The sequence below is a fragment of the Halomonas sp. AOP7-B1-5 genome (assembly GCF_052353045.1).
Classification (GTDB): Bacteria; Pseudomonadota; Gammaproteobacteria; order Pseudomonadales; family Halomonadaceae; genus Vreelandella; species Vreelandella colorata.
In genome coordinates this window covers 88,643-100,192 of the sequence record NZ_JBQTDC010000011.1, presented here as the reverse complement: position 1 = coordinate 100,192, position 11,550 = coordinate 88,643, and the positions used below count along the sequence as shown (strand labels likewise).

The 11,550-nt window shown below is 50.3% G+C and carries 20 protein-coding genes; 13 read left to right on the top strand and 7 right to left on the bottom strand.

Annotated features, from left to right (window positions below):
- Positions 1-195 precede the first annotated feature (195 nt).
- Positions 196-654, bottom strand: a complete 459-nt coding sequence (soxR, locus tag ACT3XD_RS08110) for a redox-sensitive transcriptional activator SoxR (RefSeq protein WP_192539706.1) — start codon at positions 652-654, stop codon at positions 196-198.
- A gap of 95 nt (positions 655-749) precedes the next feature.
- Between soxR and ACT3XD_RS08105 the strand changes: the two genes are divergently transcribed.
- The 12 genes from ACT3XD_RS08105 (at position 750) to ACT3XD_RS08050 (ending at position 6,960) form a co-directional block, all read left to right on the top strand.
- On the top strand, positions 750-1,190 hold the full coding sequence (locus tag ACT3XD_RS08105) for a VOC family protein (protein WP_192539705.1): 441 nt from the start codon (positions 750-752) through the stop codon (positions 1,188-1,190).
- A gap of 14 nt (positions 1,191-1,204) precedes the next feature.
- Positions 1,205-1,600 carry a VOC family protein gene (locus ACT3XD_RS08100; RefSeq protein WP_192539704.1) on the top strand — a complete coding sequence of 132 codons (396 nt, stop codon included), beginning with the start codon at positions 1,205-1,207 and terminating at the stop codon, positions 1,598-1,600.
- A 230-nt stretch (positions 1,601-1,830) separates the two neighbouring features.
- The gene (locus tag ACT3XD_RS08095; protein WP_192539703.1) at positions 1,831-1,995 is read left to right on the top strand and encodes a hypothetical protein; all 165 of its coding nucleotides are present in this window, start codon (positions 1,831-1,833) and stop codon (positions 1,993-1,995) included.
- Positions 1,996-2,068: 73 nt separating this feature from the next.
- Positions 2,069-2,386, top strand: a complete 318-nt coding sequence (sugE, locus tag ACT3XD_RS08090; RefSeq protein WP_192539702.1) for a quaternary ammonium compound efflux SMR transporter SugE — start codon at positions 2,069-2,071, stop codon at positions 2,384-2,386.
- Positions 2,387-2,605: 219 nt separating this feature from the next.
- Positions 2,606-2,983 (top strand): VOC family protein, encoded by a 378-nt coding sequence (locus ACT3XD_RS08085; protein ID WP_192539701.1) that lies wholly within the window; start codon positions 2,606-2,608, stop codon positions 2,981-2,983.
- Between the two features lie 40 nt (positions 2,984-3,023).
- Positions 3,024-3,767 (top strand): class I SAM-dependent DNA methyltransferase, encoded by a 744-nt coding sequence (locus ACT3XD_RS08080; RefSeq protein WP_192539700.1) that lies wholly within the window; start codon positions 3,024-3,026, stop codon positions 3,765-3,767.
- A gap of 49 nt (positions 3,768-3,816) precedes the next feature.
- Positions 3,817-4,263, top strand: coding sequence for a GNAT family N-acetyltransferase (locus tag ACT3XD_RS08075; protein WP_192539699.1), 447 nt, complete (start codon positions 3,817-3,819; stop codon positions 4,261-4,263).
- A gap of 61 nt (positions 4,264-4,324) precedes the next feature.
- On the top strand, positions 4,325-4,798 hold the full coding sequence (locus ACT3XD_RS08070; protein WP_192539698.1) for a L,D-transpeptidase family protein: 474 nt from the start codon (positions 4,325-4,327) through the stop codon (positions 4,796-4,798).
- Between the two features lie 64 nt (positions 4,799-4,862).
- Positions 4,863-5,138 (top strand): putative quinol monooxygenase, encoded by a 276-nt coding sequence (locus ACT3XD_RS08065; RefSeq protein WP_192539697.1) that lies wholly within the window; start codon positions 4,863-4,865, stop codon positions 5,136-5,138.
- A gap of 191 nt (positions 5,139-5,329) precedes the next feature.
- Complete coding sequence (locus ACT3XD_RS08060) at positions 5,330-5,752, top strand: tetratricopeptide repeat protein (protein ID WP_192539696.1); 423 nt, start codon at positions 5,330-5,332, stop codon at positions 5,750-5,752.
- 88 nt (positions 5,753-5,840) lie between these two features.
- A complete protein-coding gene (locus tag ACT3XD_RS08055; protein WP_192539708.1) occupies positions 5,841-6,320 on the top strand; it encodes a YehS family protein in 480 nt (159 codons plus the stop codon).
- 232 nt (positions 6,321-6,552) lie between these two features.
- A complete protein-coding gene (locus ACT3XD_RS08050; protein ID WP_192539695.1) occupies positions 6,553-6,960 on the top strand; it encodes a DUF4019 domain-containing protein in 408 nt (135 codons plus the stop codon).
- Positions 6,961-7,005: 45 nt separating this feature from the next.
- Here the strand turns inward: ACT3XD_RS08050 and ACT3XD_RS08045 are convergent, their stop codons facing one another.
- The 4 genes from ACT3XD_RS08045 to ACT3XD_RS08030 form a co-directional block, all read right to left on the bottom strand.
- A complete protein-coding gene (locus ACT3XD_RS08045; RefSeq protein WP_192539694.1) occupies positions 7,006-7,749 on the bottom strand; it encodes a class I SAM-dependent DNA methyltransferase in 744 nt (247 codons plus the stop codon).
- 105 nt (positions 7,750-7,854) lie between these two features.
- Positions 7,855-8,043, bottom strand: coding sequence for a YrhK family protein (locus ACT3XD_RS08040; protein WP_192539693.1), 189 nt, complete (start codon positions 8,041-8,043; stop codon positions 7,855-7,857).
- A complete protein-coding gene (locus ACT3XD_RS08035) occupies positions 8,043-8,495 on the bottom strand; it encodes a carboxymuconolactone decarboxylase family protein (protein WP_192539692.1) in 453 nt (150 codons plus the stop codon). Before ACT3XD_RS08035 ends, ACT3XD_RS08040 begins: the two co-directional genes overlap by 1 nt.
- A gap of 51 nt (positions 8,496-8,546) precedes the next feature.
- On the bottom strand, positions 8,547-9,353 hold the full coding sequence (locus tag ACT3XD_RS08030; RefSeq protein WP_192539691.1) for a helix-turn-helix transcriptional regulator: 807 nt from the start codon (positions 9,351-9,353) through the stop codon (positions 8,547-8,549).
- A 152-nt stretch (positions 9,354-9,505) separates the two neighbouring features.
- Between ACT3XD_RS08030 and ACT3XD_RS08025 the strand changes: the two genes are divergently transcribed.
- On the top strand, positions 9,506-9,928 hold the full coding sequence (locus tag ACT3XD_RS08025) for an MAPEG family protein (protein WP_192539690.1): 423 nt from the start codon (positions 9,506-9,508) through the stop codon (positions 9,926-9,928).
- A gap of 26 nt (positions 9,929-9,954) precedes the next feature.
- Here ACT3XD_RS08025 and ACT3XD_RS08020 read toward each other — a convergent pair whose 3' ends face one another.
- Both ACT3XD_RS08020 and ACT3XD_RS08015 read right to left on the bottom strand, forming a co-directional pair.
- Positions 9,955-10,938 carry a GlxA family transcriptional regulator gene (locus ACT3XD_RS08020; RefSeq protein WP_192539689.1) on the bottom strand — a complete coding sequence of 328 codons (984 nt, stop codon included), beginning with the start codon at positions 10,936-10,938 and terminating at the stop codon, positions 9,955-9,957.
- Positions 10,913-11,479, bottom strand: a complete 567-nt coding sequence (locus ACT3XD_RS08015) for an isochorismatase family protein (protein WP_192539688.1) — start codon at positions 11,477-11,479, stop codon at positions 10,913-10,915. Before ACT3XD_RS08015 ends, ACT3XD_RS08020 begins: the two co-directional genes overlap by 26 nt.
- Between the last annotated feature and the right edge of the window lie 71 nt (positions 11,480-11,550).

Below are 11,550 nucleotides of genomic sequence, written 5' to 3'. Positions count from 1 at the left end.
GTATTGAATGGCGATTTATGTAATGAACTTAAGTCGTTGATTGAAATTGATTTTAAGTAATTTTTATAGTGTTTTTTTATAATCTTATTTTGTTCATTATGAGTGCCGCGTATTAGGTCATAATCAGTTTATTAAATAGCTTTTTTATAGAAACAAATAAAGTACTTAATCTAATATAAATAGGATTTTTATAGACTATAACCGAGCATTCTCCTCCGCCTGATCCAAAAGTACCGGCCCGCTACCCAGCTCAGCCAGTTGATCATCCGGGTTATACAGCGGGCAGCTGGTCATGCTCAAACAGCCGCAGCCGATACAGCCGCTCAGGTTATTACGCAGCGTTTGCAGGTACGCAATACGACCATCCAGCATGCGCTGCCAGTTCTTGGATAGCTGCTGCCAATCTTCTACCGTGGGCGTGCGGTTATTGGGCAGTGACTCAAAAGCTTTCTTGATCTCGTCCAAGCTGACGCCAACCTTCTGCGCGGCTTTAATCACTGAAATGCGTCTTAGCACCTCCGGTTTATAGCGGCGTTGGTTGCCTGCATTGCGCGAGCTTTGAATCAGCCCTTGCTGCTCATAGAAGTGCAGGGCACTGATATTAATGCCGCAGCGCTTGGCCACCTTGCCGACACTCCAGTTCGCATCCGCCATTCTCGCTCCTATTTTTATGTTGGTTCAAAAAAATCTTTACCTCAACTTGGGTTGAGGTTTTAACCTTTTATCCGAACCCATGCAAGGAGAACAACATGTATTTGGAACACGTGAATCTGGTCGTTGCTGATATGGATGCCATGCTGAATTTTTATCGCGCCGCTTTCCCTCACTGGCATATACGCGACGAGGGGCATGGCGAGTGGTACGGCAAACCGCGCAAGTGGGTGCACTTTGGTGATGACCGGCATTACCTGGCGTTAAGCGATCATGGCGAAGGACAAAACCGGGCGCTGGAAGGCCATAGCGTGGGCCTGGCCCACTTTGCCTACGTGACCGACAACCTGGATGCCGTGGTAGCTCGATTAAATAACGTGGGCTTCGCCGTTGCCAAGCCGGGTGCCACCGAGCCGTTTCGTAAAAACGTCTACTTCGTTGACCCGGCTGGGTTTGAAGTGGAGTTTGTGGAGTATCTGAGTGATATACCGGCAGAGCGTAATTTAAATCGCGATGCGCCGTTAATCGATCACTTGTGAGCAAAGGGAAATCCATGAATATAAACGTGGCACGCTATGGGGTAATTCTTAATACCGAACACTATGTTGAGTGTGTCGCTTTCTACCGTGGGCTGTTTGGATTGCGTCAGTTGTTCGAGCGGGATGAAAACGGTTTCAAGCTTACTTGCCTGGAGTACGGGGATGGTTACTTGATGGTCGAGCAAGGCGGCAAGGCAAAGAGCAGCATCAAGACTCCCGAGGAAAGCAGCTTTAAATTACGATTCAATGTCGATGATTTGGAGGACGCGTTATCGAGCGTCAGGGCATGGGGTATTGAAGCGGCTATTACTGAAAACGCTTGGGGCAGAACGATCAATATCGCTGATCCTGATGGCAATCGGGTCGGTATCAGAGATGATGCTGGCTTTGTAAGGCAGATCGATAATTAGCAGTCACCACATAGGGGAATCCCATGCGGTAATCATTTTGCGTGAGTCAATTGTATGTGGGGTATGCGCTCTACCTAATGCTCAGCAGCAATAGCTTGATAAGCGCGCTGTTCCAGGCAGGCTATTACGAGCAACGCTTTAATTGATAAGGAAATAAAATGACAAAGGTAATACTCAAAGGCACGATTACGGTGTAGAAAGCCGAGCTTGGCGCGTTCCAGGAGACGCTTGTGTATCATAAGCAGCAAACCCTGGCGGCACCAAGCTGTATCACGTTCGATGTTCTTCAGGATCAAGCCGACCCATGCCGCTATAACGTGTCGAGGAGTTCGTTGATCGCGCTGCTTTTGACCAGCATCAGCGGCGCGTCGCGAATTCCGATTGAGGGAAACTGACCCGCAACGCCGTCCCTCATTATAAGATAATCGAGTAACCGAGAATGATTTTGCAATAGGCCAAGAGGAATACATGAGCTGGTTTATCTTGTTTGTCGCGGGCCTTTTAGAGATCGGCTGGGCCATCGGGCTGAAATATTCGGAGGGCTTTACAAAACTCTGGCCCACCGCCTGGACAATATTCTCGCTGGCGGCGAGCTTTCTATTGCTGGGCCTGGCGCTAAAAACTTTGCCCGTGGGCACTGCCTATGCGATCTGGGTAGGGATTGGCGCGGTGGGAACCGCCATTTTAGGCATCGTGCTGTTTGGCGAATCGGTGGGCGTACTCAAACTGATGAGTTTAACGTTGATCGTTGTGGGGCTTGCGGGACTTAAACTCGCCCATGCATAGCAAGGCGTTTGATCTGATGATCCGCTGAGCATTTGATGAAAATGGCTTGTCAGGTATGGCTATTCAATAGTGTTGTGCCGGTTTCAGTCTAGTGGGTTTTTCTGTAGAAGCTTTTACTTGTAACGTCGTCAGAGAGTAGCCGTTCGATATCTGACATCTATCTGTAAGAGAAAAATTCGAGTATGAAGGGATAGACAGTCTTCATCGTGGGAGCAGGCAGTGATCGATCACACCGGAATCAACGTATCCAATATTGCCCTGAGTAAACGCTTTTACGAAAACGTTCTTGAAACACTCGGGTATAGAATTTGCCTGGATTTAGGCACATCGGTCGGATTCGGGGCGCAGGCAAATAAAAGCGACGATCCTGGCGGTGATTTCTGGATTTCAGAACAGACGCCTCATACGCCGAGGAGCCATATCGCTTTTCGCGCCAACACCCGCGAAGAAGTCAGGGCATTTCATGAGATGGCAATAAGATATGGGGGTGTGTGTAATGGCACTCCTGGGTTCAGGTCTCAGTATCACTCCAGCTATTATGCTGCCTTTATTCTGGAACCCGATGGCTACAATATCGAAGCTGTTTGTCATAATTAAGCCAGCATTTAGTTAGCACTCGGCCGCGAGGGATGCATATATGGCGCAGTATTTTGCCGATACCGGGATAGGTGAGCGGTATGATCAATACCGTCCGAAAACCCACCAAGCCCTCTTCCAGATAATGAAGCGGCATCTGCCAGCCGAGCGCTTTGGCCGGGCGGTGGACGTGGCATGTGGCACCGGCGACTCTACCGTTCTACTTCAGGATATTGCCCAGGAGGTCATGGGTATTGATTCTTCAAACGAGATGCTGGCCATCGCGCAAGGGCGTGGCTTAACCGTGAGAAAAGCGGACTACACTGAGCTGCCCGAGCAAGGCAGTTTTGATCTCATCTCGACGTGTATGGCGTTTCACTGGTTCGATGCTGCGCAAGCCCTTGCTGCGTATAAAGCCGCATCCAATCCCGGCGCTATCTGGGTCATCTATAACTTCGCGTTTGCGGGGCACTCGACTTCTGACACGTTCAATGATTGGCTCAGTAATGAATACTTTGAGCGCTTCCCATCACCGCCTCGCACTCGTTATGAAGATATGAAGCTCTTCGGCGACCTTCAACTCTCCGCCCTGGCAAGCGAAAAGGGTTGGTTGCCGGTTACGTTCACATCTGAATCTCTGGTGGGATATCTTACCACTCAGTCGAATATCGAAGAGGCGGTGCGAAAGGGCAGGGCGTTGGATTTGATAGCGGCGGAGCTACGTGGAGACCTATCTCGTATCGACCTTACTGGCGCATTTAAATACGCCTACTCTTACGAAATTCTCCAGTACGCGGGTCGTTGATAAAACACATCGTACTGCCGCTGGGTATCAAGTATTTCTGAGGTGAAACGTGAGCTATCTGGAAGTAGGTGTCAGCGAAATTCCCATCGAGCTTTTGCTTGAAGCGGACCCTTCCGAGGAAACCATTGCATCCTACCTGGAGGGCGCCTGGTATTTTGCCGCGAAGCGTGATGAAAAGGTCATTGGCGCGTGCATCGCCAAGCCGATCAATACCGGTACCGCCGAGATATTCAATATTGCGATATATCCGCAATTTCAACAGCAAGGGGTTGGGTCTGGCCTACTGCGATTCGCCTTGAATGAGCTGAAGACCAAGAATATGCAGCGGGTGGAGTTAAGCACCGGCACCTTTGGGTATCAGCTTACCTATTATCAGCGCCATGGGTTTAGAGTTGACCGGGTAGTTAAAAACCATTTTCTAGATAATTATCCCGAACCCATTTTTGAGAACGGCATACAGCACCAGGATGCGTTGCGACTATACGTTGCGTTTTAATGCTAGAGCCCTTTAAAGCCTATCCAGTACACTCTTAAATCTTTATCTGACGGTTTAAATAATGAACAAAATAGCATGGCTGCTGATCTTCCTCGCGACCCCGGCGCTTGCGGATGTCGATCTGGTAAAAGTAGATAAATCAGACAACCGCATGTACCTCCTGGATGGAGACGAAGTGGTCAGAGAGTTCCATGTCGCGCTTGGCGGAAGTGCGCAGGGGCATAAGGTGCAGGAGGGCGATCAGCGAACGCCCGAAGGCCACTACGTTCTGGACTATAAGAAAGAAGACTCCTCGGCTTACCGCTCAATGCATGTGAGTTACCCTAACGAAGCCGATACGGCTCATGCAGAAAGCCTGGGAGTTTCGCCCGGCGGTTTTATTATGGTGCACGGGCAATTTAACTGGCTTGGATGGCTGGCTCCTATTACGCAACGCTTTAATTGGACCAATGGCTGTATTGCATTGACCAATGCCGAAATGGACGAGTTCATGGAGCTGGTAAAGGTGGGTACGCCCATTCATATCGAGTGGTAATACTCAGCTTATTCAGGTGGGGTGCCTTCCAATTCAATGGGCTTTATATAAAAAGGCTGCCTCAGTGGCAAAAGTAACCTTAAAAGGTTTTATAACCGTCCCCGAAAGCGACCTTGAAGCCGTGAAAGCCGGGCTTATTCATCACCGACAGCTCACCCTGAAAGAGCCAGGCTGCATAACGTTCGAGGTCACTCAGGATAAAGCCGATCCGTATCGTTTTAACGTCTATGAAGAGTTTGTCGACCGAACCGCTTTTGAACAGCACCAGCAGCGTGTGGCGAACTCCGGCTGGGGAAGGCTAACCGGTAACGTAAAGCGCCATTACGAGGTGTTTGAATAAGCTATAGCGCTCCGCTAGTCCCATCAAGCCGATAAGGCAGTGAGTGAACAAACGCACGCGCCCTGAACGCAGCAGTGATAAAATAACAAATTGGCTGCAGATCGCGCGCCTTCAAGAATTTTTTATCGCTCAATAAGCTAATAAGTCGGTTTATTTTCATTTTTTGTTTTTCAGAAATAGGGTCGTGGTTAATGATTAATACCAAGATTTACAAGGCGGTCTATGAGTTGGCTGAAAAGCTAATGCGGGCGGCTGACAAAGAAGATAGAGAGGCGTTTGATTCGTTCTATGCCGAGCTGAAAGCTATTTGCATCGAGAATGAAAATACCGATAAAGATCATCCGGAGCAGTGGGAAACGCTGGCGGATTTTACCGAGGAGTTGGATGACGCGCTGGTGGGCTATGAAAAAGCGCTGGAAAAAGCCGTTGCGATCAATTCCAAAGAGCATATGTCATCCATCGCTCTTTCCATGGCTAAATTGCAAATGGAGCTGGGCCAAACGGAGGCGGCAATTCAAAGCCTGCAAAATGCCAAGGCCAGCGCTAATAAAGTGCATGATGACGAGCTTAAAGCCGAGATTGATGAGCTTCTTGAAACGCTATCAGCAAGCTAGTCTGGCGACGTAAGATACACATTTATGCTGAACCTAAAGCACATGACATTTGGCTTTATTGGATTTCCCTAAGACTAGGAGCTGTATTTTGATCAATAATGATATTCTGCGCCGTATACGGTATGTCTTTGATTTAAAAGACAACGCCGTAATGAAAATTTTCTCTCTGGCAGAGTTTGATGTCACCCAGGAGCAGGTTTCTGCCTGGTTGAAAAAAGATGACGATGCAGATTTTGTTAAGCTGAAAAATAAAGAATTAGCCGCGTTTTTGAACGGCTTTATCAGCTTTAAGCGTGGCAAACGTGAAGGCCCGCCGCCCGCGCCAGAATCCGATTTGAACAATAATATGGTATTCCAGAAGCTGCGTATTGCGTTGAATTTAAAAGCTGAGGATATTTTAGCTATTTTTGAGCTGGCCGAGTTCCGCTTAAGTAATCATGAGTTAAGCGCGTTTTTCCGTAAACCCAGCCATAAGAATTATCGTGAGTGTAAAGATCAGGTGCTGCGCAATTTTTTAATGGGCCTTCAGCTCCAGCTGCGCCCAGAATCCAAGGGGTCAGAAGCCTGAATTTTAACGCTATTATTGATGGTGTTTCTCAGTAAGGCAGAAGCTTGTCTTTCTGCCTTACTGATCTGCCCGCCACCCACCCACCAATAGCCTGGAGAGCCCTTGGGAGACAGTAGCATCCAAGCCTTATAGTGGGTTGGCCTGGTTATAATGAATTATTGCTAAAGAAAATTCTCTTGGTTCCGATAATTAATCAAGCCCGTCAACTTTTTATCGCCACCAAGAGTTATCCATGCCAAAACCGCTGATCTGTTTCATCACTACGTTGTTACTACTGATGTCGCCCACTGCCCAGGCGAATACCGATGCGGCAGAAGCAGCAGCGCTGGCATGGCTTGAAGCAATCGACAGCGGCGAGTTTGAACTGGCCTGGGAAGTGTCATCACCGCTGCTTAAGCGCCCGCTTTCACCCAGCATGCTAGAGCGGACCATTAGCGCGGCACGGCGTGATTTCGGGTCGGTGGAGTCCCGCCGACGCACGCGCGTCATCAGTGCAACGTCTATGCCCGGTGCTCCTAAGAATGATTACAAGGAGTTCACCTATCAAACGCGATTTACCAATAAGCCCAACATTACCGAAACCATTACGCCGCATCTGGAAGAAGGCGTTTGGAAAGTAAGCGGTTATTATGTCAACTGAACTTATTAACGGTATTGAATAGACACTTTTAGCCACCGCGAAATGCTAGGCTTTTACGCAGACAAAAATAGCGTTCCCCGAGGTAGTGCTCCACGGCGTGATAGCTTCAAAGTTGTGCTCGAACACATGGACTTCAAAGTAAGGCTCAAGCAGGCTGATTAACTCGGCAAAGCTAACCGCGACCATGGGATGTTCGTCATTCCATATTTGGGTGTCGCGTGCATTGGTTTTTTTAATGCTGAGCTTGAGAGCCTGTTTTTCGCCGCTACCGCTGTAATACCACCCCGAGCGAAATGTGAATGCATCGTCGGCTTTTTTAGCGGTGTGTTTCACAAACAGATCGTTATCGATTTTATGTTTATCGACTGCGTTAAAGCAGAAAACCCCGCCATGTTTTAAGGCGCTATGCGCACTTGAAATACACGCCTTGAGCTTTTCAATCCCGTCGCTGTAGTGAATCGAGTACAGGAAGCAGGTAATCAGATCCTGCGGCTCGTTTACCTGAAAGCTACCCATATCCTGGCATGTAAACTGGGCTTCGGGGCAGCGCGTGGTGGCGATATCCAGCATGGGCTGGTTGATATCCAGGCCGCTACTCAGGTAGCCATGATCAATAAAATGACGAACATGGGGGCCGGTGCCGCAGGCAAGATCAAGATGAGCATTGCCGCCGTTACCGAAAATTTGATGAAGTCTGCGAACCGCGTCACTTTGCGCCGGGTAGTCGATGTCCTCGCACATTAAATCGTAATAGCCAGAAAGATCGGTATAGAGTGCATTAAAGGACATGGCGGCCTGGGTAGCTTGGAATTGAGGGTGGCGCATAGTAAACGAGTGGGGTGGGTTTGAGAAGTAACGCGCCCTATTGGCTAGGCGCGTTATATGTGAGCGAGGTTACTGCCCGCTTTTTATGTTTATGAAATAGATAATAAACATAATTAGTGACCCCACCACAAAGCACCAGACACCGATGGTTGCGTAGGTTGCAAAGGTGGGCAGAAACATAAAGCTGCCAAAGAAAAAGCACAGGCTGGAGAAAATGCCCAGTAGGTTAGGCAGCTGTTGACGCAGCGTCATTACCATCAGCTTATCTCCGGTGTGAACTGAAAGCTTACTGCTATGCGGTTCCAGCTGTTGATCTCCAGAATAACGCTGGTGAGTTCCATCAGGCCTTGTTCGCCAAACGCGGTGACGGCGTTTTGATAATCGTCATCGCTGACCATTGCCTGGCTGATGAGGGTAAGAGCTTCTGCCCAGGCAAGCGCAGCACGCTCTTCAGCAGAAAAGCAGGGCGCTTCTCGCCAGGCGGGCAATACATCCAGACGCGCCTGGCGCTCGCCATCATCGCGCGCCTCTTGGCTGTGCATATGCTGACAGTAACAGCAGTGATTAATTTGTGAGACGCGTAGGTGAACCAAATGAATTATCGTTTGATTAATGACAGAATCAGCCTCGACCTTGCCCAAGGCAATAAGATGCTTCGGCAGGCGAGGGCATAGACTATAGACGACTTCAGGTGATAGACGTTGCAGCATGGAAATGCTCCGGTTAATAAGTTGAAATACGAGCTTAAAACCGGAAGACTTCTACGCCTTGTAAATTTGCGACAATTTACGCTTTCGATAGGCCGCTGGGGTTTCATAGGTGAATTTATGAAAAGCATGAGAAAAATGCGCTTGGTCGAAGTAGCCGCACTGTAGGGCTATCTCCGCAAGGGGAAGGTGGCTAGTGGTTAACAGCTGGCGGGCATTATACATCCGGGCATAGCCCACTAGATGCCCGGGTGAAACGCCTACCTCCTGCTTTAATTTGCGCTCCAGCGTGCGCCGAGTAAATCCCATGTTGGCCATTAGCTGCTGCAAAGGCAGTTGCAGCCGGCTAATTTCGTAAGCCAGGTTTTGAGTGCGGCTATTGCTGGGCGATTGGCATTCCAGCCGGCTCATCAGCCAAGCCTCTAACAGGGCAAGCCCTTCTACTGTATTAACCTGGTACAGGCGTTCGACAACCGGCATCAGGCTATCCAGCCACGGCGGTTTATCATCATCAATGCCTAGTGAATGATGGATATCTGAAAACTGCTGTGGCTCCAGGCCCAATAGAGCGTAAGCGCCTGCCGCCTTGAATCGAATGCTTAAGCGAGTTTCTGATGGATTAAACGTTTCAAGCAGGGTGCTTTTATTAAAGCAAAACGTGATGGTTGGCTGGGAGCTGGCAAGTCTGATCGTAAGGCTGGAACCGGCATCAGGGTAGAGCTTTTCCGTTCTAGGTGGAACAACACTGCCTTGCCCGGCCATTGACCAAAGACATTGTACCCATGGGCGGAGGCGCGGGTCAGGCAGGCGCTGTTGTAAATTCAAACAGGCGGCGTTGCTGGGCAGTATAAATAGGGCCATGGCATCACCCCTTTGTCGTTGATGAAAAGGCTTCATCGTATGACCAGTATTAAACCGCAAACACATGGGCTCGGAAAGTGGCTATGCTTGAGCAGTGAGGCTTTCACTACGCAATCATGCGTTAACCAGGATTGAATATTACCGGAGGCATTATGGATGAGGCCGTTTATTGGTATGCGCTAGCGACGGTGCTGCTGTTTGCGAAGATGTTTGCCACGTCGTTATATCAAGGCTTTCACCGCATCACGAAAATGACCTTTAAAACGCCGGAGGATGCGGCAATGGCGGGCAAGTCGCCTGCCCAAGAGGAGTTGCCGCAGGTACAAAAGGCCAGCAAAGCCTGGTCGAATGATCTTGAGAACATTCCCATTTTTCTGGGGCTGGGCGCTGCTTACGTTCTGGTGGGCGCCTCTTCAGGGCTTGCCATGTGGCTCTTCATGCTATTTACCGCTTCGCGCTACTGCCATACGCTGTGTTATCTGAACTCGCTACAGCCTTGGCGAACGATTTCCTATGGCGTGGGGATCCTGTGCATGATCGTCATGTGCATTCAAATCCTGGTTACGCTGTTCTAGCCATTGGCGCTGCTGCTATAGGTGAATTAAATCGGTAGGGATCGCTGGGAGCGGCGCCATGCGCTTGGCGGCATACTTTCCTGGCGCGACCAGGTTCTGCGCAGCTGGCGCTCGTCACCAAACCCGGATTCAGCGGCAATACGGGCGAGTGTCCAGGTGGTTTCGGTCATTAACGCTTTGGCGCGCTGAAGTCTTAAACCCACGATGTAATCGCCTACCAGCATGCCGGTGAGATGTTTAAACCGTCGTCGAAAGTGACGTTCGCTCATGGCGGCTTGTGCGGCGAGCGTTTCCATCCGCCAGGATTGTGAGGGGGCCGCACAAAGAGAGTCTTGCACCCGGTGAATTCGTTCATCCACGTGGTTGCGCCCCTCAAGCCAGGCGCCCAGCTGGGGTTCCTGCCCGCTGCGGCGAAGGTAAAGCACCATCTCCCGGGCAACGCTCAGGGCCAACTGATGGCCGCATGTGCGGGTAAGCCAGTAGAGCATGGTATCCACGCCGGTCGAGATACCCGCACTGGTTAAATAGTGGCCGTCTTCGATAAAGATGCAGTCGCGCTGTACCTTGGCCAGAGGCGCGTTAGCGCGTAGCTGGTCAAGCAGCGTGTGGTGCGTGGTGCAGCGTCGCCCATTCAACAGGCCCGTTTCAGCAAGCAGCAGGGTGCCTGAACAAACCGTCATCAGCGTATCGGCATGCTGGGCATTCGCTTTGAGCCAGCCGACACAGGTTTGCTGTACCAATGGCTCAATGCTGTTGCGATACTGCCCTGGGATTAGCAGCAAATGCTGATGGGGTAGCTGCTCTGGCAGTGGGTCTATGCCACTAAGCGATAGCGGCCCGAGCCATTGCAAGGCGTCCTGCGGGCCGATATAGCGTACGTCAATCTCGATTGACAGGCGGCATGCGCATTGCAGTACCTGAAGCGGACCAATCAAATCGAGCGGCACTTGCCCTGGCATCATCAATACTGCAATTCGTAACGGTTCACTCACGCTGGGTTTGCCACTCATTGATTAAATCCAAGGTGCTGACGATACGCGCAAAGCGCTCTTCAAGTACCAGCTCCGTGCGTGCCTTGATATCTTCCGCCGACCAGGTGATGCCTTGGCGCGTCATGGGGAAGGTCAGCGTTGCATCGCTGACGAAATCGACGCTAAAGCCCAGGTCTGACCCAACCCGCGACGTTGTTTCACAGCACTGTTCGGTTCGAATGCCGCTAATCACGAGATGGGTAATCCCGCGTTCACGCAGCCAGCTTTCAAGTGACGTATCGCTAAAGGCGTTATGGACACGTTTGTTAAACGTGATCGCCACCGCATCGTTAAAATCTTCAAGCGGACAAACCAGGCCCTGTTCCGGGTCAAATGCGCCTTGGCTGCCGGGCGCTTCATGCAGTATTCGCACCACGGGGATCTGATGGGCCTTGGCTGCGTTTAACAGGGCGCGCTGGTTTGGCCGCCACGCTTCAGCTAGCGATTCTACCCAATAATCACGCGCGGGAAAGGAAGATTGCACGTCGATCATGAGTAGCGCGGTGTTTGAGAGTGACATGGTAGGCCTCAGTTGCATGAAAATGAGGCCATAGCTTAGAGGGTTCAGGTAGTGCTAACGATACGCTGAGC